Source organism: Alicyclobacillus kakegawensis NBRC 103104 (genome assembly GCF_001552655.1).
GTDB lineage: Bacteria > Bacillota > Bacilli > Alicyclobacillales > Alicyclobacillaceae > Alicyclobacillus_G > Alicyclobacillus_G kakegawensis.
In genome coordinates, this window is the sequence record NZ_BCRP01000001.1 from 256,073 (window position 1) to 276,962 (window position 20,890).

The 20,890-nt window shown below is 64.1% G+C and carries 17 protein-coding genes; 11 read left to right on the forward strand and 6 right to left on the reverse strand.

From position 1 onward, the window contains the following. The first annotated feature begins 474 nt into the window (after window positions 1–474). Together AK2_RS01215 and AK2_RS01220 are read left to right on the forward strand one after the other, a co-directional pair. Entirely contained in the window at window positions 475–1,662 is a 1,188-nt protein-coding gene (locus AK2_RS01215; protein ID WP_067930280.1) for a pyridoxal phosphate-dependent aminotransferase, read from the forward strand. A gap of 135 nt (window positions 1,663–1,797) precedes the next feature. Then, a complete protein-coding gene (locus AK2_RS01220) occupies window positions 1,798–2,508 on the forward strand; it encodes a hypothetical protein (protein ID WP_067930282.1) in 711 nt (236 codons plus the stop codon). Window positions 2,509–2,577: 69 nt separating this feature from the next. Here AK2_RS01220 and AK2_RS01225 read toward each other — a convergent pair whose 3' ends face one another. Then, a complete protein-coding gene (locus AK2_RS01225) occupies window positions 2,578–3,003 on the reverse strand; it encodes a hypothetical protein (protein WP_245632708.1) in 426 nt (141 codons plus the stop codon). Window positions 3,004–3,256: 253 nt separating this feature from the next. On the opposite strand from AK2_RS01225, the gene nadC reads away from it, so the two are divergent. Together nadC and AK2_RS01235 are read left to right on the forward strand one after the other, a co-directional pair. After that, complete coding sequence (gene nadC, locus AK2_RS01230) at window positions 3,257–4,108, forward strand: carboxylating nicotinate-nucleotide diphosphorylase (protein WP_067930284.1); 852 nt, start codon at window positions 3,257–3,259, stop codon at window positions 4,106–4,108. After that, complete coding sequence (locus AK2_RS01235) at window positions 4,105–5,772, forward strand: L-aspartate oxidase (RefSeq protein WP_067930287.1); 1,668 nt, start codon at window positions 4,105–4,107, stop codon at window positions 5,770–5,772. Before nadC ends, AK2_RS01235 begins: the two co-directional genes overlap by 4 nt. Here the strand turns inward: AK2_RS01235 and AK2_RS16305 are convergent. Next, entirely contained in the window at window positions 5,747–7,048 is a 1,302-nt protein-coding gene (locus AK2_RS16305; protein WP_245632710.1) for a C40 family peptidase, read from the reverse strand. The genes AK2_RS01235 and AK2_RS16305 overlap by 26 nt on opposite strands. Window positions 7,049–7,211: 163 nt before the next feature. On the opposite strand from AK2_RS16305, the gene AK2_RS01245 reads away from it, so the two are divergent. From AK2_RS01245 to AK2_RS01275, 7 genes are all read left to right on the forward strand, one after another. Continuing rightward, complete coding sequence (locus AK2_RS01245) at window positions 7,212–7,874, forward strand: SGNH/GDSL hydrolase family protein (protein WP_067930289.1); 663 nt, start codon at window positions 7,212–7,214, stop codon at window positions 7,872–7,874. A gap of 165 nt (window positions 7,875–8,039) precedes the next feature. Next, window positions 8,040–9,476 carry an amino acid permease gene (locus tag AK2_RS01250; RefSeq protein ID WP_067930291.1) on the forward strand — a complete coding sequence of 479 codons (1,437 nt, stop codon included), beginning with the start codon at window positions 8,040–8,042 and terminating at the stop codon, window positions 9,474–9,476. Between the two features lie 167 nt (window positions 9,477–9,643). Then, window positions 9,644–10,294, forward strand: a complete 651-nt coding sequence (locus tag AK2_RS01255; protein WP_245632715.1) for an ATP-binding cassette domain-containing protein — start codon at window positions 9,644–9,646, stop codon at window positions 10,292–10,294. After that, entirely contained in the window at window positions 10,266–12,473 is a 2,208-nt protein-coding gene (locus AK2_RS01260) for a YhgE/Pip domain-containing protein (protein ID WP_067930294.1), read from the forward strand. Before AK2_RS01255 ends, AK2_RS01260 begins: the two co-directional genes overlap by 29 nt. Window positions 12,474–12,703: 230 nt before the next feature. After that, a complete protein-coding gene (locus AK2_RS01265; RefSeq protein ID WP_067930296.1) occupies window positions 12,704–14,326 on the forward strand; it encodes an FAD-dependent oxidoreductase in 1,623 nt (540 codons plus the stop codon). Beyond that, window positions 14,323–14,712 carry a 4Fe-4S dicluster domain-containing protein gene (locus AK2_RS01270; RefSeq protein WP_067930298.1) on the forward strand — a complete coding sequence of 130 codons (390 nt, stop codon included), beginning with the start codon at window positions 14,323–14,325 and terminating at the stop codon, window positions 14,710–14,712. Before AK2_RS01265 ends, AK2_RS01270 begins: the two co-directional genes overlap by 4 nt. Beyond that, the gene (locus AK2_RS01275; protein WP_067930301.1) at window positions 14,702–15,772 is read left to right on the forward strand and encodes an ABC transporter substrate-binding protein; all 1,071 of its coding nucleotides are present in this window, start codon (window positions 14,702–14,704) and stop codon (window positions 15,770–15,772) included. The genes AK2_RS01270 and AK2_RS01275 overlap by 11 nt, the downstream gene beginning before the upstream one ends. 60 nt (window positions 15,773–15,832) lie before the next feature. Here the strand turns inward: AK2_RS01275 and AK2_RS01280 are convergent, their stop codons facing one another. The 4 genes from AK2_RS01280 to AK2_RS01295 all read right to left on the reverse strand — a co-directional run bounded on the left by AK2_RS01280 (window position 15,833) and on the right by AK2_RS01295 (window position 20,888). Continuing rightward, window positions 15,833–17,053, reverse strand: coding sequence for a sugar ABC transporter permease (locus AK2_RS01280; RefSeq protein WP_083520717.1), 1,221 nt, complete (start codon window positions 17,051–17,053; stop codon window positions 15,833–15,835). Next, the gene (locus tag AK2_RS01285; protein WP_067930303.1) at window positions 17,053–17,856 is read right to left on the reverse strand and encodes an ATP-binding cassette domain-containing protein; all 804 of its coding nucleotides are present in this window, start codon (window positions 17,854–17,856) and stop codon (window positions 17,053–17,055) included. Before AK2_RS01285 ends, AK2_RS01280 begins: the two co-directional genes overlap by 1 nt. 127 nt (window positions 17,857–17,983) lie before the next feature. Then, complete coding sequence (locus tag AK2_RS01290) at window positions 17,984–19,081, reverse strand: sugar ABC transporter substrate-binding protein (RefSeq protein WP_067930306.1); 1,098 nt, start codon at window positions 19,079–19,081, stop codon at window positions 17,984–17,986. A 220-nt stretch (window positions 19,082–19,301) separates the two neighbouring features. Beyond that, window positions 19,302–20,888, reverse strand: coding sequence for a mannose/fructose/sorbose family PTS transporter subunit IIC (locus AK2_RS01295; protein ID WP_067930309.1), 1,587 nt, complete (start codon window positions 20,886–20,888; stop codon window positions 19,302–19,304). Window positions 20,889–20,890 lie beyond the last annotated feature (2 nt).

Sequence of the window (20,890 nt, forward strand, 5' to 3'; positions counted from 1 at the left end):
CATCAGATGCGTCGCCGGAAGCGGAATCTTCAGTTCAAGTAGAAACCTACGCTCCATGGGCCTCACCTCCCGGTACCCGCAGCGCGGTCCGCAGGCCCCTACGTTCGGGAGGTGAGTGCCCAATCAAGCATCAGTGCTGATCATGCCATAAGACATGAGCCTCTACTTCGACTATACCACGATTTCGTAGGCTTGGTCATGCGACGCCACGTTGTTCCTGAAACTTTCTTGCCAAGCCTTCTACTCCCTTCGAAAACGCTCTGAGGCCGACTTGCGACAGCAGCACGGAGCATTGGTTCAGAGCCTTCATCGCGTAGCGCGGAAAACTTGATATGGCTCCCATAAGCCGTGATAAACACAATTCCATCGGCCGTGGCAAGTTTGGACGCTGTGGAACGATGTGATAGCACCCTCTCCTAATACGCTTTGCTTCTATGTTAAAATTAGGGGCAGCCTAGCGAGGGAGCGTGTCACATGGAACAACGCCTATCAAGTCGCGTCCGCCAGATTGCGCCGTCTGCCACCATCAGTGTCGATACAAAAACCAAAGCCCTTATCCGCGAGGGCAAGCCGGTCATCAATATGAGCGTCGGCGAACCGGACTTCGATACGCCGGTTGCGGCCGCTTACGCGGGCGTGCGCGCCATCACCAGCGGCCAGACCCGCTACACGCCGGCCGCCGGGCTGCTGGAGCTGCGCAAGGCCATCGCGCACAAGCTGATGGTCGAGAACGGCCTGTCCTATCAGCCGGAGCAAATCATCGTCTCGTCCGGGGCCAAGCATTCCCTGTTCAACATCTTTTTGGCCATCTGCGAGCCTGGGGATGAGGTGATTCTGCCGGCGCCTTATTGGGTCTCTTATCCAGAACAAATTCGTCTTTCCGGAGCGAACCCGGTGATCGTTCCGTGCGGGGAAGAGAGCGGCTACAAGATCACGGCCGACCAGCTGCGCGCAGCCATCACCCCGAAGACCAAGGCGTTTCTGCTCAATTCGCCGAACAACCCGACAGGCGCCGTGTACAGCGAAGCCGAGCTGCGAGCGCTGGGCGAAGTCCTGCTGGATGCGGACATCTTCTTGGTCACCGACGAGATCTACGAGCGACTGGTCTACGGTGTCGAACACGTCAGCCTGCTGGCGCTCTACCCCCAGCTAGCCGACCGGACCCTGGTCGTCAACGGTTTTTCGAAGGCGTTTGCCATGACCGGTTGGCGGCTCGGTTACGTGGCGGCGCCGGCCGACGTCGCGAAGGCGTTGGCCAGCCTGCAGAGCCACGCCACCGGAAACCCGTCCTCTGTCTCCCAGGCGGCCGGCATCGCCGCGCTGTCGGCGTTCGACCCGGGCATGGTGGAAGAATTCCATCGCCGCCGCGACCGCCTGGTGGCCGGGCTGCGCGAGCTGCCTGGCATCACCTGCCAAGTTCCCGAAGGCGCGTTCTACGCCTTCCCCAACATCGCGTCGCTGTTCGGCAAGACGTACAAGGGGCAGGTCATCACGGACGCCAACGCGTTTTGTGAGTTGCTGCTTGAGCATGAGCTGGTTTCCGCCGTGCCTGGGGGCGCCTTCGGAGCTCCGGAGAACATCCGCCTCTCCTACGCCGTCGCGTACGAGCAAGTGGAGACGGCACTGGAGCGCATCGGCCGCTTCGTCCGCGAGTTGGCCTGAGACCCCACCGTCCATCCTGGCGTTTCGGCGCATCCATTTGGATGCGCCGAATTTCTTCTTCATCACCTTTGCCGGCCCTCATCCATACACTGCAAACAGAAGTTGGCCTGTGTGCGGAAGATGGGAGGGTTTGACATGCGCACGACAACATCCCGGCGAACGCGCCCAGGAGTCCGCGCGCGGAGACGGCGCACCCGCCACAGCCCGTGCAGCCGCACGCGCCGCGCGCCGCGGGCTGACGGGATGGAGGCACTCGCGACCGACCTCGTGCTGGCGATGGCGCAGGCATCCCGCAACACCGCCAGAAGCGCCAAGACAACCGGCAGGACCGCGGCCAAAAGAAAGGGCAAAAGCGGAGCGAAAGGCGGTTTGCCCGCGCCCCGCAGGGAGCGCGCCGGGGTGAATACAAGGCCCGCCAACAGGGACCTGGCCAAACTGTTGTCCCCGAAGAACCTCCAAGAGTCGTTGAAGACCGTGGGGACGCTGCGCAACTTCGTCAAGAATGGGCTGAACTACTTGCAGCAGGCGGATCGGCTGCTGGATACACTCTATGTCACCTCGAACTCGTTGCGGGAGAGCGGGGTGCTGGACAAAATCATCAAGAACCGCGGGAAAAACCTGAACACCGAAGACTTTACCAACATCCTGATGGCGTTCCTCAACTCGCCTCTGGGCAGCCGGGTGCTCAAGGAAGGGGATGGGGGCGGGAAGTCTGACGGCGGCCAGGGGAACACGGTCAGCCCCGCCAGCCAGACTGGACCGGCCAGCCCCGCACAGACGCACCCCGGCGCCCCGCCCTACCCAGGTTCCCCCCCGTACGGCAGAGGGCCGGACGCGCGCTCCTGACGCCCCGGCGATCATCCGCACAAAGCGAAGCAGGACCAACGGAACGCCGGCCCTGCTTCTCTCTGCCGCTTACTTGACGTTTTTCGGGACAAACTTTTTGATTTCCTTCAACGTCTTATCGTCAACGTGATGACCGTACTTGTGCACCAGTTCATCGACATTGGCCGTGGGGCCGCTCTTCGTGGCGTCCTTGTAGGCGCTCACGAACTGCTTGATGCGCTGCTCCGGGACCGGCAGCCCCAGCCTGTCGGCAAAGTTTTTCGCCATCTGTTCCACGTGTTTCGGGTCTTGCCACTGTTCCGGCTTGACCTTTTTCACGTCCTCGAGAATTTCAAAGATGGCCTTGCGTTTGCCCGACAGGTTCTGCTTCAGCGTATCCAGCGCGGACCCGCTGCCGGACGCGGCCGCCGCAGAGGTCGGCTGGGACTCCGGTGCGGCTTGGAGCGCCTGAGCACGGTCTCTCTTGCGCGGCTTCTTTCCACCTTTTTTCTGCACGTCTCACCCTCCTCTGTCGCTGCCGAGCGCTCGTGCGAGCCTCACCTCACTCTATGGTCCCGGTTCGCCAAATGCGCCGGCAGCCGCCAAAAACGGGCGATCCCACTTGGACAGCCAATAGCACGCCTTGCTCCGGAGGACTGTAAAGACTATTGTATATACAGGTTCAACAACGGGTGTTCGCAAGTGTCGCAGACGGGAGCGGTCTTATCCCCGATCTCTCTACAAATGATCTGACAGCGCAAAGGGGACGATGGGCTTGACTCGACTCGGGCAACGGGCAGCTGTGCAATCGTTGATTCAACTGGCGTTGGCGGAAGACGCGGGCCGTGGCGATCTCACTTCGGAAGTCATTGTGCCGGCGGACCTGTCGGCTGTTGCCACCATTCGCGTCCAAGGCCCCGCTCGCGTGGCCGGGCTGCCGGTGATGGAAGCCGTGTTTGCGGCGTTCGATCCGAACGTCACTGTCACCCGGCTGGTCGAAGACGGAACGGACGTCGAGGGGACGACCCAGGTGTGCCGGGTGGAAGGTTTGGCCCGCTCCATTCTGACCGCCGAGCGTACCGCGCTCAACTTCCTGGCGCGCCTGTCCGGGGTGGCGACGCTGACCCGGACGGCAGTCGAACAGTTGGCCGGCACACGGACGAAACTGCTCGACACCCGCAAGACCACCCCCGGCTGGCGGGCGCTTGAGAAGTACGCCGTTGCCGTCGGCGGCGGGGTCAACCATCGGCACGGACTGGACGACATGGTGCTCATCAAAGACAACCACGTCGCGCTGGCGGGTGGGGTGGCGGCTGCCGTCGCTCTGGCCCGGCAAAGAATTGGCCTGGCGCCGAAGATTGAGGTGGAAGTGGACACCCTGGAACAATTGTGCGAGGCGTTGTCCGCCGGGGCGGACATCATCCTGCTCGACAACATGGATAACGACACGCTGGCCCAAGCGGTCGCCATCACGGCCGGCAAAGTGCCGCTGGAAGCGTCGGGCAACGTAACCCTGGAACGCCTGCCTGCGATAGGGCGGACGGGCGTCGACTACGTCTCGATGGGAGCGCTGACCCATCAGGCGGTCAGCGTCGATGTGGGATTGGATGTGGAACTATGACCCGCGAGGTGTGCGATTTTGTCGTGGTCGGATCAGGGCTGGCCGGCACCACCGCAAGTTGGCTGCTGGCCGAGTTTTCCGAGGTCCTGCAGGTTTCCCAGAGTCCGCCGGAGGGCAGCAACTCGTGGGCTGCGCAGGGGGGCGTGGCCGCCGCCGCGCGGGGTGACGACTCCCCGCGCCTGCACGCGCTGGACACGCTCGCAGCCGGCAAGAGGCTGTGCGACACCCGCCAGGTCGAGCGCCTGACCGAGCGGGCGCCGCAGCTGATGGCGTGGTTGGCCAGCATCGGCGCGGCCTTTGACCGAGATGAGGCGGGACGGGTGCGGCTCGGCCTGGAGGGGGCTCACTCGCAGCCGCGCATCTGGCACGCCGGCGGGGACGCCACGGGGCGCCACTTGCTCCAAGCCGTGCGCGAAGCGGCCGCACGCCAGCCGAATCTGGCCCGCTGGACCGACATGCAGGTGCGCGGCCTGCTCTTGTGCGGGGGGCGTGTCGTCGGCGTTTCCGGCCTGCGCGGGGGGCGGACCGCCGTTGTCTACGCGCGCCGCGCCGTCATCCTGGCCAGCGGCGGCATCGGCCAGCTCTACCCCTACACGAGCAATCCACAAGGTGCCGTGGGCAGCGGCATCGCGCTGGCCTATCTGGCCGGGGCAGAAGCGGCCAACATGGAGTTTGTGCAGTTTCATCCCACGGTGCTGGACGTGCCCGGCAACCCCCGCTTCCTCATCTCAGAGGCGGTCCGCGGCGCCGGCGCCCGCCTCATCGACGAGCGGGGCGAGCCCTTGATGGCCGCCTTCCCCCGCGGAGACCTGGAACCGCGCGATGTGGTGGCGCGTCAGATCCACCAGCGCCTGCTCACCCGCGGGCGGGTGTTTTTGGACGCACGGACGGTGGCCGGATTCGCCGACCGCTTCCCGACCATCGCCGAGCGGCTTGCGGAATGCGGCATGGATCCCGCCAGAGATCCCATTCCCGTCGCGCCGGCCGCCCACTTTTTCATGGGCGGCATCCGGGCGGACTTGTCCGGGCGCACCTCGCTGCCCGGGTTGTTCGTGCTAGGCGAGGCCGCCTGCACCGGGGTGCACGGAGCCAACCGCTTGGCCAGCAATTCGCTTCTGGAGTGCCTGCTGATGGCCCACGAATGTGCCGCTTACTGGCGCGGCGCGGAAGGCGGGGACGTGGACGGACGGATCGGAGAGGGGATGACAGCGTACCGGAACGCGCGTGCCCACGGGGCGCCCGCCGGATCCGCCAGTGCAGGCCTGCCCGAGGCAGAAGAACAGGTGGAAGTCCGCCCGGACGATGAGCCGCTGCTGAACAAGGTGCGCCAGGTCCTCTGGACCGCCGGCGGCATCGTGCGCGACGATGCCTCCCTCGCCGCCGGGCTGCAACAAGTGGCCGCCCTGGCCGCCCGCCACCCGGATTCGCCGGCTGTCACCCTGTCCACGCTCATCTTGCGGGCGGCTCAGTTGCGCAGGGAGAGCCGCGGCGCCCACTTCCGCAGCGATGCGCCGGAGGCCAGACCCGCCTGGGACGGCACCCTCATTGTCTGGGAGCGGCGCGGCACGGGCGACATCCCCCGCCTTGCCGACGCGGCGTCCGTTCCCGGATGCACCGGGCCGGCGCCCGCTTCCCTGGTCAATACATCCGCCGCACAACTGTGAGGTGGCCCCGCCAGTAACTGCCCGGCTGCACACTTAAATACCCGACCTTGCCGAGGCCGCCGCCCTCTTGGATCATTTGCCCGTTGCCGGCATAAATCCCGACGTGGCCGCCTTGGTTGAAGATGAGGATGTCGCCAGGCTGCATCTGGTCCACCGGGATGGTCACCCCCACCGACTGGTACTGCTTGCGGCTGGCCGTCGTGAACCGGTACCCAAGGGCGTGGTGGAACACGTACTCGACAAAGTTGCTGCAGTCAAACCCGGTTTGTCCCTCGTCCTCGTTGTGCCCCCACACATAGGGGGTGCCGAGCTCGCTTTTGGCCACCGAGAGGACGGCGTCCGTCTTGTCCTCGACGGAGGCGTTCGTCCCAGCCAGCGGGCGCAGGTTGGGGTCCAGCGTGCACCCGGGCGGCGGGATGGGCACGCGCGCGGTCGTCCCACGTCCTTGGATGTCCGACGGCACGTTCCCCACGCCGGTACTGCCGGCGCCAGCATGGCCGGCGTGTCCCAGCGTTCCCGCGTTGGCCCGCGTCGTCGCCGGACTCGGGGGGACGGGCGCCGCTTGGTCGGCCGGCACGTCGATGGTGGTCGATCCGTCCGTCCTCCCACCCAAGCTGTCGCTGATGATATGGGTGTACTGTGGGTTGGCGGTGATGTAGACGGTTTGGTCCTGCCAGCGGATCTCGTACCACGCGTCGCCCACCTTGCGGAGCAAGGGCGCCTTGTCCCCGGGTTGCAATCGCCCCAGCACGGCGCTGCCGATGCCCGGTTGTTGGTGGTAGCTGACCCAGCCGTGGTTGGTCACCACGTACTGCGTGGCCGCTGTCGGACTGGCCAACGAGCCCGTCGGCGTCCGGCGCGGTCCCGCCGGTTCAAAGATCAACTGGACGTGGCGCACGTCCTGGGTGGGAAAGTTGGCGGTGACATAGTTGATGATTCCAAAGCGATCCGACAGGTCCACGGTGTCCTCCACCTGCCCCGTCCCCGCCGGCCGGGGAGCGGGCGCCACGGCGCTTGCGCGCTGCAGCCGCAGGCGGGCGGTGTGGGTGTGGGCGTTGTAGTCCTTGCCGGTGACGCGTGCCACGAAGCCACCCACAGCGGTCGAGGTCTGGGGCGCCGGCTGGGTCAGGGAGTTGCCGAAACGGCCGGCCATGCCGCTGCTGGCCGTACGGTTTTGCGTACCGCCGCCCTGGCCGCCGCAGCCAGCTGCGGCCAAAGCCGCCAGCAGCGCACATGCGGTGAGCCGCCGCAGGCCCGATTGGGCAACATGCGCCATCAAGTTCACCTCCTTGGAGTTTGCCTACATTCAGGGTTCGCTGCGGCAGGCGAATCCATGCGAGGACACGGCTGCGCAGTGGCAGGAGACAGCCCGCAGGGCGTCGAAAAGTACGTCGGAAAGTACAGAGATTTGTCGATTGGCGAAAGGGAGGAATATACATATGCGGCTGCAGGCGAGACAGAAACTGGTCATGATTGGGGATTCCATCACGGACTGCGGGCGCCAGCGCCCGGTCGGCGAAGGCTCCTCGGAGGCGCTGGGCAGCGGCTACGTGGCGCTCGTGGACGGGTGGCTGCGCGCCGCCTATCCGGATCTTGGCATCCGCGTCGTGAACATGGGCACCAGCGGCGACACCGTGCGCCACCTGGCCACCCGCTGGCAGACGGACGTGCTGGACCTCCACCCGGACTGGCTGTCGGTGATGATTGGCATCAACGATGTCTGGCGCCAGTTTGACCACCCGCTGCAACCCGAGTCGCACGTGCTGCCTGAGGAGTACGAGCAGACCTTGCGCACCCTGCTCGGTCAGGTGCGCGACCGCTTGTCCGGTCTGGTCCTGATGACACCGTTTTACCTGGAGCCTAACAAGGAAGACGCGATGCGCCGGCGGATGGACGAGTACGGCCGCATTGTGAAGCGGGTGGCGGACGATTTGAACGCCGTGTTCGTCGATACCCAGGCCGCTTTCGACACACTGTGGGCATACACGTACCCGTCGTCTATCGCGCTTGACCGCGTGCATCCCGACCTGGCTGGGCATACAGTGCTGGCGCGGGCCTTCCTCAATGCCGTCGGCTTCGACTTCAACCGCCGCCGACAGTGAGGGCGACTTCCGGACACTGCCTTGCCTCATGCCATCCTCGGCTTACTGCAATTCCCAGTCGCTGAGCGTTGCCGTGCGCATCGCGAGGTTGTATAGTGTACTACGTTACTTCTTTAACAGGCGAAAGAGGTTCGACCTCTGACCGCTTTTCAGGAGGTCTACGCAATGCGTGACGGCAAGCTTGGCGTTTGGTTGCTGACAGCCTTGGTCGTCGGCAACATGGTGGGATCAGGCATTTTCATGCTGCCCAGGCAGTTGGCGGAGGTGGCCAGCCCGGCCGGGAGCGTCCTCGCCTGGGCGCTCACCGGCGCGGGGGTAATGATGATTGCCCTGGTCTTCGGCAACCTGGCGATGCGCAAGCCGGAACTCGCCGGTGGGCCGCAGATGTACGCCAAAGCGTTGTTTCGGGACGGATCTACCGCGTCGACGCTGGCCGGCTATTTGGTTTCGTGGGGCTACTGGGTGGCCAACTGGGCGGGCAACGTCGCCATCATCACGACGTTTGCCGGCTATCTGTCCACCTTTTTCCCCATCCTTAACGATGCAACGCCCTTGTTTTTCGCGGGACCGTTCACGGTGGGCGTGGGCAACCTGGTGACGTTTTTCGTCTGCACGGCCCTGCTTTGGCTGGTGCACGGGCTGATTCTGCGGGGTGTGGAAAGCGCGGGGCGCTTGAACCTGGTCGCGACCAGCGCGAAGGTGATTGGATTTGTGTTTTTCATCGCGGCGAGCCTGTTCGTCTTCCAAAAGGCGAACATCGTCCCGTTCGCCGCAGTCAAGAGCGACGGCGGACAGACATTGGGCCTGTTTGGCCAAGCGGGGCACGCGCTGGTTTCAACCTTGTGGGCGTTTGTCGGGGTCGAGTCGGCCGTGGTGTTCTCGGCGCGGGCGCGCAGACGGGGAGACATCAAGCGGGCGACGGTGCTCGGGCTGGTGCTGACGGTCATCATCTACATGAGCATCTCGATTCTGACCATGGGCGTGCTGCCGCAGTCGCAGCTGGTGCACACCGACAAGCCGCTGGTGGACGCGCTGTCGGTCGCCATCGGACCGGCTGGCAGCTACGTGATGGCGCTCGTGGGCATCGTGTGTCTGGCCGGATCGACCGTGGGATGGGTATTGCTCAGCGCCGAAGTGGCGTACCAGGCCAGCCGCCAGGGGCTGTTCCCGGGTGTGTTTGGGCGCGAGAACCGGCGCAAGTCGCCGGTCGTGTCGTTGGCCATCACCAATACCATGGCACAGGCGTTCATCTTCTCAACCATCTCGCACTCTATCGCCAAGGCGTTCGACTTTGTCACCTTCGTGGCCACGTTGTCCTATCTGGTTCCCTACATCATCGCCACCGTGTACCAGCTCAAGCTGACGATATCGGGAGAGACTTACGGCGGCCAGGGCAGGCAGCGCATCGGCGACTTGGTCATCGCGGCGCTCGGGGTCATCTACTCGTCCTGGGTGGTCAAGGCGGGCACCGCCGATCTACACACATTCTTGTTCGGCATAGGGCTCATCTTTTGCGGCATCCTCTTCTTTCCGTTTGTGATCTCCTCGCGCCGCCGGCAGCAAATGTCGACAGACATGAAAGAGGGCGGATCGGCCGCGTAGGGATCTCCCCGCCCACCACCTGCCGGAAAAGTCCAGTCCCGATAGGGGACTGGACTTTTTCACATACTGTGGTATGATGCTCAACGTCAAAACTGACACTATGTCATTTTGTCCTGGCGGATTTGCGTCCAGGCTGAGAAAGCCAGGTGGTTGAATTGCCGTTGTTCGTGCAACGCCTTACGCTCGGGCCGCCTGCCCGCCGCTTTTGCGAAGACCTGTCCTTTGCTCTCGCGCAGGGTCAGACGGCGGCCATCGTCGGCCCTTCCAACAGCGGCAAGTCCTCGCTGCTCCTGTGCGCAGCCGGCCAACTCAAGCCGGCGGCCGGCCGCGTGGGCATTGGCCCGGACGCCGACAGCGCGCGTCCCCCTGGGTGGCGCGAGGTGGGACTGGGGCCCATCCCCGTCCTGGCGCCGCTGTTTGACACGCTGACCGTGCAGGAGCACCTGACCTTCCAGGCTCGCCTGTACCGGGTCCCCGCTGTCCGCCAGCGGGTCGCCGACGAGCTGCGCCGTTTTGACTTGGAGGCGGCCGCCCGCCGGCGCATCAAGGACCTCGACGCGTTCACGGCCCTGCGCGCCGCCCTCGCGATTACCTGCGTGCACCGGCCGCAGTTTGTGCTGCTGGATGAGCCGGACCAGGGCTTGTCGGTTGAGCAGTGGTCGCAGACAACCGCCTTGCTCCGCAAAATCGCGGCGGAAGGCGTCGGCGTCCTGTACACGACAGTCGACAGCGCGCACGCGGCGGCGGCCGACGTGGTGGTGGACATCGCGAAGGGGGAGGTGCACCGGGGTGAACCTGTGGGCCGTGATTCGCGTTGAGGCCAAGCGCATCTGGCGCAACCGCCTGATGCGCGTGGGGTTGCTGGCGATGTGCCTGCTGCCCTTGCTCTACAGCGCGCTGTACCTGTGGGCGTTTTGGGATCCGTACGGCCACCTCGACCGTCTACCGGTGGCGGTGGTCAACGAGGACAAAGGGGGCCGGCTCGACGGCCGACACGTCAACTACGGCGCCGACTTGGCCAAATCACTCGTCGACGGGCAGACGCTGGAGTGGCACCGGGTCAGCGCCAGCCAGGCGCAAGACGGTCTTGAACATGGCCGTTACTACATGGAATTGGACATCCCGCGCTCGTTCACGAGGGATGTCCTCAGCGTCAACAGCGACCATCCGCACAAGGCGAAACTGCTCTTCATCCCCAACCAGGGCCAGAACTATCTGGCCGGGCAGATTGTCTCCCGTGTGGAGGACGACGTCGCGGCGCAGTTGAAGCAGCAGTTCAGCCGGCAGTTCATCTCCCGCCTGCTGGATGTGGTCGGCCAAGCGTCCGGCGGCATCAGCAAGGCGGCGCAGAGCGCCGGGCAGATCGCCAGCGCCGGCAAGCCATTGGTCAGCGGCAGCCGGCGGCTCAGCCAAGGGGTCAATCAGGCTGACGACGGAGCGCACCAGCTCGCCGCCGCGCTGGCCCAGCTGGAGAGGGGCAGCCAATCGTTGGCCGGCGGCGCCGGGCAGACAGCCAGCGGCGCCAATCAGGTCAACGCCGGCATCGCCCAAGCCGCCGGCAGCGTCGGCCAGATTCGGCGACAGATAGCGCCAGCTGCCGGGCCCTCGAGCCAGCTGGACCGAGGCATGCAGCAGGCCAGCAGCAGCGCCAGGCAGATGCAAGCGGCCAGCCGGCAGCTGCAACAGGGCAGCGCGGACGCGGCCAGCGGCGCGAGCGGATTGAACACCGGGCTGGGCCAGGCCGTCAGCGGCGCCGCCCAGGTGCAGTCCGGCATTGAAGCGGCCATCTCCGCCCTCGAGCAGGCGCCTGCGGACGATCCGCACGTCACAGCCGCCCTCTCCGCCCTGAAACAGGTGCGGGACGGATCGCAACAGCTCGACGACAGTTTGGGGCGGCTGCAGAGCGGCGCGCACACGCTCGCCTCCAAACTCAATCAGGAAACGGCTGGTCAGGCGCAGCTGACAGAAGGCTTAGGCCAGTTGTCGAACCAGCTAGGGCAGGCCGCCGGCGCCACCCGCCAGTTCAGCCAAAGCGTCGGCCAGCTGGACGGAGCGCTGGAACAGCTGCAGACGGGGCTGACGACCGCGCACACCTCGTTGGCGCAAATTGCCGGGGCGGCGGGGCAGCTGCAGGCAGGCGCCAGCCAGCTGCACGGCGGCCTCGTCAGTGCGCGCAGCGGGGCGGACTCACTGGCCTCCGGATTGGACGACGCAGCTTCAGGCGGCCGCTCGGTCGCTTCCGGGATGGCGAAGCTGAACGACGCCCAGAATCAACTGGCCGGCAAGCTGAAGGACGCGGTGCCGGGCAAGGTGAGCCAGCCGGAGAAACAGGCGGACGTGATGAGCGGCGCGGTCGTTGCGCAGACGCGACCGATAAACCCGGTGGGCAAGTACGGCCCCGGATTGGCCCCCTACTTCCTGCCGCTCAGTTTGTGGGTGGGCGCCCTGCTGCTGTACTTCTTGGTGCCACTGCGCGAGGCGCGGTGGCGCCTGTCCCCCGTCTCGCCGCTGACAGTGACACTGGGGAAACTGTGCGTGCTGTGGAGCATCGGCGTACTGCAGGCGGTCATCGCGGCCACCGTCGTCCTGTACGGGCTGGGACTGACGGTGACCACGGTGCCTGGGTTCTACCTGTTCTCCATCGGTGTCTCGCTGACCGACATCACGGTCATCGGCATGCTGTTGTCCGTGCTCAAATCGGGCCCCGGGCGGGTGGCCGGAATTGTGGTGCTCATCTTGCAACTGACATCGTCGGGCGGAACGTTCCCCATCCAGCTGGTGCCCTCGTTCTTCCAGGCCCTTCATCCGTATCTGCCGATGACCTATGCGGTTTCGGGCCTGCGCAACCTGATTGCGTTCCCGAGCCATCATGACGCGTGGGTCAATCTCGGCGTACACGGCCTGTTCTTCGTCGGGTCCCTGGCGCTGATGGTACTGATGCACGTCCGCCGCGTGAAACCCGGGCAGCTGCACGCCCCGGACACCTTGGTGTCGTGAGCCGGTATGAGCAATATTTGGTTTTCCTATGTGTATACTGTACTTTTTCGTTGACAGCCTTCTCTGTCATATGCTATAGTTCGCGTCAAACCAATAATGCAAACAAGTCACATACCATGTAGTGCTTGGGACCGACTGGTCAGCCGGAGGCCGAGCTCACCGCGCGTTACGCGCGGTGGCCGGCCTTTTTTGCTGTCCCGGCCAACGAACAGCTTTGGAGGTGGACGAATTTGCCGCGTACAAACACCCACAGCGTCACCGATGACGCTCCCGTTGAACTGCACGCCGACGTGCTTGTGATTGGCGGAGGGCCGGCGGGCACTTGGGCCGCCGTCGCTGCAGCGCAGCAAGGAGCCCGGGTCATCCTCGTGGACAAAGGCTATTGCGGCACGAGCGGGGCAACCGCCCCCTCCGGCACGGGTGTCTGGTATGTTCCACCCCATCCGGAGGAGCGCAGGGCGGCGATGGGCAGCCGTTACGCGCTCGGGGGATTCTTGGCGGAGCGGGTCTGGATGGAACGGGTTTTGGAGCAGACCTACGCCAACGTCAACACGATTGCCGACTGGGGCTATCCATTCCCCACCGACGACGACGGCCGCCCCTTCCGCCGCAGCCTGCGGGGGCCTGAGTATATGCGCCTGATGCGGCGCAAAGTTCTGCAATCGGGTGTAAAAATCCTCGACCACAGCCCTGCCCTGTCCTTGCTTGTCGATGAGCACGGCGTCGGGGGCGCGACAGGCATCCGCACCCAGACGGACCAAGCTTGGACTGTCATCGCTGGGGCGGTGGTCATCGCCACGGGTGGATGCGCGTTTCTCAGCAAAGCGCTGGGCTGCAATGTGCTCACAGGAGACGGACTGTTGATGTCGGCGGAGGCTGGGGCCGAGTTGTCCGGTATGGAATTCTCCAACGCGTACGCCATTTGCCCCAAGTTCTCATCCGTAACGAAGACTCTGTTTTACAACTGGGCGACATTTTATTACGAATCGGGAGAGGTCATCGAAGGCGCGGGATCGCAACGCGGCAGATCCGTCATCGCCAGGACGCTTTTGTCACAGCCCGTGTACGCCCGGATTGACAAGGCATCAGAGGAAATGCAGACCTGGATGCGGCAGGCCCAACCGAATTTCTTTGTCCCGTTTGACCGCGCGGGAATCAACCCGTTTCAGGACCGCTTTGAGGTTACACTCCGCTTGGAAGGCACCGTGCGCGGGACTGGGGGCATTCGCTTGGTGGATGAGACATGCGCAACCGGGGTGCCGGGTCTATACGCCGCAGGCGACGCGGCCACCCGAGAGCTGATCTGCGGCGGATTTACCGGCGGCGGCAGCCACAATGCGGCTTGGGCGATGTCGTCCGGCTACTGGGCCGGCCAATCGGCCGCCAGGTACGCGCATCGCTTGGGCGACAAACATCACCTCCGCCGGCCGGCGCCGTTATGGGATGCAGGGGCAGGGCCGCGACAGGCGGCGAGCGAAAGCGCCGGATCCACGGGCGAGGTGATTTCTGCCGTGCAACAGGAGGTTATGCCGTGCGACCGCAACCTGTTTCGATGCGAGCGCAACCTGAATGATTCGTTACGCCGCCTGGACGCGGTTTGGCATACGATTCGATACGAACGTGCACCCACCGGATCGCTCCAGAAGCGGCGCGAAGCCGAGGCGATGACAGCGACGGCCCGGTGGATGTACACGGCCGCTCTGGAACGAACCGAGACACGTGGCATGCACAAACGAACGGATTTCCAAACCGCCGATGAGGAGCAGCAGCACCGCTTGGTGGTCAGCGGACTGGATGAGATTCACATTCATACAGAACCCGTACAGCACCCCCTTGAGGTGGTGCCGTCGTGATTGAACTCATCAGCGAAACCCTCTGCACGCGCTGCGGCCTTTGCGTCGCCGTCTGTCCGACGAACGTGTTCAGCCAGAAGAAGGGAGAGGTGCCGACGATAGAACGCCAATCCGATTGCCAGACCTGCTTCATGTGTGAACTGTACTGCCCGGTGGACGCGATGTACGTGGCGCCGCATGCGGACGAGACCGTGGGAGTCGAGGAGCGCGCCGTCGCCGAGCTCGACCTCCTCGGCAGCTATCGCGCCGCTGTCGGCTGGGGACCCGGCTCTGCCGGCCGTCTGCCGCTGCCTGGGGAGACCAAGGTGTTCCAGGCAACCAAGGCGGCCGAAGAACGACCGCGAGCACAAACAGAACGAAAAGGAGTCGGACTTCATGCACCTTAAGCGCATCATCCCACAAAGGAGTCAATTCAGATACTGGACCATGGGGAGAAGAAAGAATAGCCTCAGCCTGCTCCTGCCCCTGACAGCCGTCAGCGCCGCTCTTGCTGTGACCGCCTGCGGGGCGTCCCAGACGACCGCGTCCACCGCGGGCGCTTCCTCCCCCCATCAGGCATCCGGCCAGGGCAAGGTGCTCCGGTTTGGCTTCATCACCTCCAAAGGCACCACCCCGGCCGATCCGATTGGTTGGGCCGAGCACACTGGGATGCTGAAGAAATACGAGTCCGAACTGGGTGTGTCGGGGATTCAGTTCATACCGTTCGTCAACGGGCCGGACCTGACTGCGGCGATGCAGGGCGGATCGGTCGACGTGGGGGAACTCGGCGACACCCCCGCCGTCAATGCGCGGGCGCACGGCTACAAGAGCCAGTTGATTGAATTCTTGACCATGGACATGGATGTCTGGCTGGTCGCCAAACATAACGGGCCGAAAACCGTTGCCGACCTCAAGGGCCAGACAGTCGCCACCTCTCCAGGATCCTACATGAGCCGTTACTTATTGACGCTGTTGCAACAAGAGGGGATTTCACAAGACGTTAAGGTCGTGCCCATCTATCCTGAGGATGCCCAGGCTGCGCTTCAGTCCGGTCGCATCGCCGCTTACGCCGCACCCACCTACACCGGTCCGCAACTGGAGAAACTGGGGTTCCCAGTCATCGACCAAGCGTCGAAGCACAACTTGACCGGGACCACGGTGGTTGTCGGCGCACCCCACTTTCTTGCTAGTCATCCGCACTTCGCCGAGGCGTGGGTGCGCTTGACGCAAGCGTCGCTGGCCGACATCAAACAGCATCCGAATCAATACTATCAATTCGCGTCACGGGCCAACGGATACCCTGTCAGCATTATCAAAGAGTCGGTGCCCATATCCGACTACGCCACAAAGCCATTCCCCGGCGATGCTGTGCGGTCTTTGACATCGATAGAACAATTTTTGGTGAGCCAAAAGCTTATCACCCAACCGTTTTCAATTCGCGCATGGGAAACCAACACCACAAAGTGAACGCCGCCGCGGCGGGGGCGGACCCGCGCGCCGCGGCAGCCAGCCTAAGTACGGCGCCCCTCAACGCCCGGCTTTGGCGCGGCGGCGGCGCGTCAAGGTGTCGATGGTGACGGCCACCAGCAGGATGCCGCCTTCCACCAAATACTTCGTGCTCGACGGGGCACTGAGCAGGTCCATGCCGTTTTCGACGCTGCCGATGACCAGCGCCCCGGCCAGCGCGTTCCAAACACTGCCCCGACCGCCAAAGAGACTGGTCCCGCCGATCACGGCGGCCGCGATGGAGTCCAGCAGCAGGTCGCCGCCGCCCGATGCCGGCGAGGCGGACCCCAGGCGCGAAGCGCCCATGATGCCGCCGGCGGCGCCGAACACCCCGGCCAGGGTGAAGACGGCGATGCGGACGTGTTTCACGCGGATGCCGGCCCTGCGCGCCGCCTCCCTGTGCCCGCCCAGGGCATAGACGTGACGCCCAAAACGCGTGGACTGCGTGACATACGAAAATACGAGGATGAGCGCAATCAGCACCAGCCCGGCCACCGGGATGCCCCGGTACGTGTTGAGAGCCAGGACAATGAGCGCGCTGACCACCGCCAGCGCTATCACGCGCGCCCCGATGGACCCCAAATCCGGAACCCGGTCCAGCTCGTAACGCAGCCGCGACGTCCGCCGCTGCAGGAGCACCCACAGATAAAGCAGCACGCCGAGCAGCGCCAAGATCCACGCGTACACACCGGACACGTAGGTGGTGGCAAGGCCCAGCAGGGTGGAGTTTTCAATCGGAACCGTTCCCGCGTCGCCCAACATGGCCAGCAGAAACCCCTGGTACCCGAGGGAACCTGCCAGTGTGACAATGAAAGCGGGAACACCCACCAAGGTCACCCAGACCCCCTGGAAGACGCCCAGAACCGCTCCCGCTGCCAGGGACGCCACAATCGCCAACCAAGGATTCACCCCCGCTGAAGAGAGCAGGACCAGGATGGCGGCGGCGACACCGCTCACTGCGGCGATGGACAGGTCTATCTCGCCCAGCAGCAGGATGAACGTTTCCCCAATGCCCAACAGGCCAATCTCGACCGATTGCAAAATGAGATTGGAGATGTTGCGGCCGGTGAGGAAGTGGCTGTTGATAAGCTCAAACACAATCCAGATGACAACCAAGGCGATGATCACCGGAATGAGGCCGAGATCGCCGGATGCAAACCGGAGCCTCAGCCGGTCCGCGAGAAGACGGCGCCCGGAAGCCTCTGCAGTTGAATTGGCCGAATCGGCGGCGACGACCTTCATCAGGGAACGACCTCCTCTTCCGTGGCGCCGGTGATGGCAGCGACGACCTTTTCTCCGGATACTTCGGATGTGACGTAATTGGCGACCGTTTGCCCCAGGCGCAAAACGACGATGCGGTCGGCGACCTCGAACACGTCCGACAGGTTGTGGGAGATGACCAACACCCCGACGCCGGACTCAGCCAGGCGTTTGACCAAGTCGAGCACCGCCCGCGTCTGCGCCACGCCGAGCGCCGCCGTGGGTTCATCCAGGATGACCAGTTTCGAGCCCCAGAGCACGGCGCGGGCCACGGCCACCGTCTGCCTCTGCCCACCAGAGAGGCTGGCCACCGATGTGTTCAACGGAGGCAAGTTGATGCCGAGTCTCTTGAGCACGGGTATCGCGTTTTTCTCCATTTCGGCGTGGTTCATCACCCGGATGACACCCGGGATGATGGTCCGATACAACTCCCGGCCCAAATACAGGTTGGACACGATGTCCAGGTTGTCGCACAGGGCCAGGTCCTGATACACGGTCTGAATGCCGAGCGCCTCAGAGGCAGCCGGCGTGGACAGCGTGACGCGGCTGCCCTCGAAGAAGATCTCCCCTTCGTCGGGGACCTCGACCCCGGAAATGATCTTGATGGTGGTTGACTTCCCGGCGCCGTTGTCGCCTACGAGCGCGACCACCTCACCCCTGTGCACGTCCAGCGATACGTCGCGCAGGGCTTGCACCGCGCCAAACCGTTTTTTCAAGTGCCGCACCGACAAGAGGGGAGGCGTGTCCCTGTCCTGTCCGCTCTGCGTCTGTACTGTCTCTGCCATCGTCAAACCACCTTAATCCTGTTGATGGTAAACCCGCGGGGGCGCGGTCGTAGCAGCCAAGCTGTTTGTCCGCGCCCCCTGCCCTGTGCCTGTCTGGCCTTCCCCATGCGGAGAGGCCGGAAACCGCTCAGGAGGACGGGTGCTCAATCTGGTCCATGGTCGTATATCCGTCTTTGATGACGGTGCTCTGGATGTTGGACTTGGTCACAGCCACCGGCTGCAACAGGACGGCGGGCACGTCCCTGGTCCCGTTGTTCACGGAACCGCTCACCAGCGAGGAGGCCGGCTTCTTCCCGGCCAGCAGGTCCACAGCGAGCTGCGCTGCGGCGGAAGCCTCCTTGGGAACCGCTTTGTACACGGTCATGGACTGGGTGCCCTGCATGATGTCGTGCAGCCCCGCGTTGGTGGCATCCTGGCCTGTCACCGGCACCTTGCCGGCCAGACCCTGCGCTTTGAGCGCCTGGATGACCGCCCCCGCCAGGCTGTCATTGGCAGCCAGGACGCCGTCCACATGGTTGTTCAACCGCGTCATCGCCTGCTCCATCTCGCGCAGAGCGTTGGACGGGTCCCAATCCGGTGTCATGGACTCGTAGCCCAGCTTGAAAGTTCCCTTCTTAATCAGCGGGTCGAGCACCTTGTGAGCGCCGGCTTTAAACTGCAGCGCATTGTTGTCGGTCGCGGCGCCGTCAATCATCACGATGGTGCCGCCCTTCTTCGTGTGGTCGGCGATGTACTGTCCCTGCAGCTCGCCCACCTTTTCGTTGTCGAAGGAGACGTAGTAGTCGACGGGTGAGTTCGTGATCATGCGGTCGTACGAGATTACCTTGACCCCCTGCTGGTGCGCTTCGTTGACAATGGTCGCAGCCGCCTTGGAATCCACCGGGCAGATTACCAGCACCTTGGCGCCGTTGGTCATGGCGGATTCCGCCTGCTGTTGCTGCGTGCTGCTGCTGGCCTGCGCGTTCTCATACAGCACTTTGGCGTTGGGGTCCAGTTTCTTGACCTCTTTTTCAAAGTCTGGCTTGTCTTGTGTCTCCCAACGCGGAGAGGATGTGGTGTCCGGCAACAGCAGGGCAATCGTACCCTTGGCTCCGCCGGATCCGCTGGATCCGCCGGATGACGTGTTGTTCCCTCCGCTGTTGTTGCCGGAGCCCGAGCCGCAGGCGGTGACCGTAAGCGTTATCATCGCGGCGATGCCTGCGGCTGTCCATAGCCTTGGCTTCATTCGACAGCCCCCTCGAATCAAGAGTATGAAATGGATTGATGCTCTACTGACAGTATTAAGCAAGTGCCGTGCCAATACAGATGAAAGGTGGATGCCGGCAGGATGGCCGAAGGCGTACGGATCGCCTTGATACATAACGATACACTTCAATACAGATTGAGACAGATCAAAGCAGGCAGATGGAGAATGGGGGGGCAGGAGACCAATGGGGGTGGCGGATTCAGGCGGACAGCACGTGGGCGTAGACGCCGACGATGGCGAGGAAGAACAGCAGCAAGATAACCCAGACACTGCTCCAGCCTTTGCGCAGCAGCCATAATACCCCGAGCACCAGCAACAGTTCAGGCAGCTTCGGGAACAGCCCGTTCAACAGTTGGGTCAGGCTCATCGTCTGGCCATGGCCAACCTGCCAGTGGATGGCGAAGTGGATGCTCGCCCAGTCGGCGACCAGGGCGCCCATGACAATCAGGCCGACGATGGTCGCCATTTCGGTGACCCGGCGCAGCACGCCGGTGGAGATGACGTTCACAATCCGCACGCCCAGCCGGTACCCGTACTGGAGCAGGCTCCAGCGCACAGCCAGGCGCAGGATGTTCCAGCCGGCAAAGAACAAGATGGGGCCCAGGAGGTTGCCTGTCAGGGCGATGGTGGCGCCGACCGAGGCCAGTAGCGGACGCAACGTCCCCCAGAAGATGGAGTCTCCGACGCCAGCGAGAGGGCCCATCATGCCCAGCTTGATGGACGTGACGAGCCGGTCGTATCTGGGCTCTCCCGTCTGCAGCCGTTCCTCCAGCGCCAGGTTGATGCCCACCACGATGTTGGCCACGTACGGCTGGGTGTTGAAAAATTCGACATGCCGCAGCTTGCGCGCCAGACGCACCTCGGGTTCGGGAAAGAAAAAGTTGAGCGTCGGCTCCACAATGTAGGCGTAACCCAGCCCCTGCATGCGCTCGTAGTTCCAGGAGGCCTGCAGGAATTGGCTGCGCCAGAACACGCGCCAGAGGACGGCAGACGGTAGGCGGCGAATGGACGCGGGCGCCGATTCCTCCTCCGCCGGCAAATCGGCTCCGGGCGCATCGTGCCGAGCCCAAACGCGGACATGCAGCCACGCCACGGCGACCGCCAGGATGCCCATGGCGACCAGCGTGATATGGGAAAAGTCGGCGGCCAAGAACCCCAGGAAGAAATACGGCATCAGCTTGTCCACCTGCAGCGAGCGGATGACCATGGCGTACCCGACGACGACGATGAAGCCGCTGGCCGCCGTGAAGCCGTCGGTCAGGGTTTTGGGCAGGAAGTTGAACAGCCTGTCCATCATCGTTGGGCTGACAAAGATGGTGAACAACACGCTGGGCACGGCCACGCGAAGCGCCTGCAGGGACAGGGCGGCGAAGTTCAAGCGGAACAGGGCGGTCCGTTCATTGTCGATAGACATGCGATCCGAGAGGTGCTGAAAGTAAATGGTGAGGGTGCGGACCAAGACGGTGAGCAGATTGCCGGCGACCGCCAACGGGATGGCAATCGCGATGGCCTGGTTCACGTCGTTGCCCGCCCTGATGGCGAGCACGGCCGAGATCACGCTGGCCAGAGCCGTGTCCGGCGACTGTGAGGCGCCAATGTTCATCCAGCCCAGCGCGGTCAGCTCCAGGGTGGCGCCGACGGCCATGCCGGTCCCCACATGCCCGAGCACCAGCCCGATGAGGGTGCAAGCCAACAACGGCCGGTGCCACTGCCATTCGTCCAAGACGCTCTCAATTCCGGCCACGGCGGCAATCAAGGCCACCGCGGCGACCTGCCAGACCGCCATCC